1 protein-coding gene is annotated in these 1268 nt (G+C 65.7%); it reads left to right on the top strand.

Annotated elements, in window-relative coordinates:
• Positions 1-70: 70 nt before the first annotated feature.
• Positions 71-1236 (top strand): IS3 family transposase gene (locus NWF34_RS25220; RefSeq protein ID WP_085948641.1). Its coding sequence is split into 2 segments (ribosomal slippage): positions 71-355 and positions 358-1236, totalling 1164 coding nucleotides; the frame shifts between segments, so codons are not numbered across the junction.
• The last annotated feature ends 32 nt before the right edge of the window (positions 1237-1268 follow it).

A 1268-nucleotide genomic window follows, 5' to 3' on the forward strand; every position in this document is an offset into this window, starting at 1 on the left:
GGGGCTGGTGCACGAGTAGGTGACATCTGATCTGGCTTGCCCTGCCGGGCGGCCTGGAAGGATGCCAGCTGTGCCCAAGCCCTATCCCCAGGAGTTCCGCGACGACGTTGTCCGCGTCGCCCAGAACCGTGAAGACGGTGTGACTCTCGAACAGATCGCTGCCGACTTCGGTATCCACCCGATGACCCTGAACAAGTGGATCCGCAAGGCCGACGTGGAGGCCGGGATCAAGCCCGGCACCACGTCGGCCGAATCGCGTGAGCTGCGCGAGGCCAAGCGGCGTGTGCGCCTGCTTGAACAGGAGAACGAGGTCTTACGCCGGGCGGCGGCGTACCTGTCCCAAGCGAATCTGCCGGGAAAAGGTGGTACCCGCTCGTGAGTGAGCTGGCCGCTGACGGCATCCCCGTCACGGTGGCGTGTCGGGTACTCAAGATCGCTCGCCAGCCCTACTACCGGTGGCGCAAGAACCCGATCACCGACGCCGAGCTCGCCGAGGCGTACCGGGCCAACGCCCTGTTCGACGCCCACCGCGAAGACCCGGAGTTCGGCTACCGCTACCTCGCCGACGAGGCCGAAGCCGCAGGCGAGAAGATGTGCCGGCGGACGGCGTGGCGGATCTGCTCCGCCGGCGGCTGGACCAGCACCATCAGCAAGAGAGGCCGCGGCAAGCACCGCAAGGCCGGCCCGCCTGTACACGACGATCTCGTCAAGAGAGACTTCACCGCGCCCGGCCCCAACGAGCTGTGGCTGACCGACATCACCGAGCACTGGACGGCCGAGGGCAAGCTGTACCTGTGCGCGATCAAGGACGTCTACTCGGGCCGGATCGTCGGGTACTCGATCGACTCGAGAATGAAGTCCCGCCTGGCCGTGGCCGCCCTGAACAGCGCTGTCGCCAGGCGAGGGGACGTGGCCGGCTGCGTTCTGCACAGCGATAGAGGGTCTCAATTTCGTTCGAAGAAGATGCAGAAGGCCATCACCCGGCACGGCATGCTCGGGTCGATGGGCAGGGTCGGTGCGTGTGGTGACAACGCGGCGATGGAGAGCTTCTTCTCGCTGCTACAGAACAACGTCCTCGACCGTCGATCCTGGGCCACCAGAGACGAGCTCCGGGCCGCCATCGTGCACTGGATCGAACGGACCTACCACCGCCGCAGACGACAGGACCGCCTCGGCAGATTGACCCCCATTGAATTCGAGACCATCATCAACCACGAGGCCCCTCAGGCCGCGTGACTAACCCTGTCACCTATCCGTGCACCAGGCCC

The sequence above is a fragment of the Gordonia sp. GONU genome (genome assembly GCF_024733855.1).
Classification (GTDB): Bacteria; Actinomycetota; Actinomycetes; order Mycobacteriales; family Mycobacteriaceae; genus Gordonia; species Gordonia amicalis.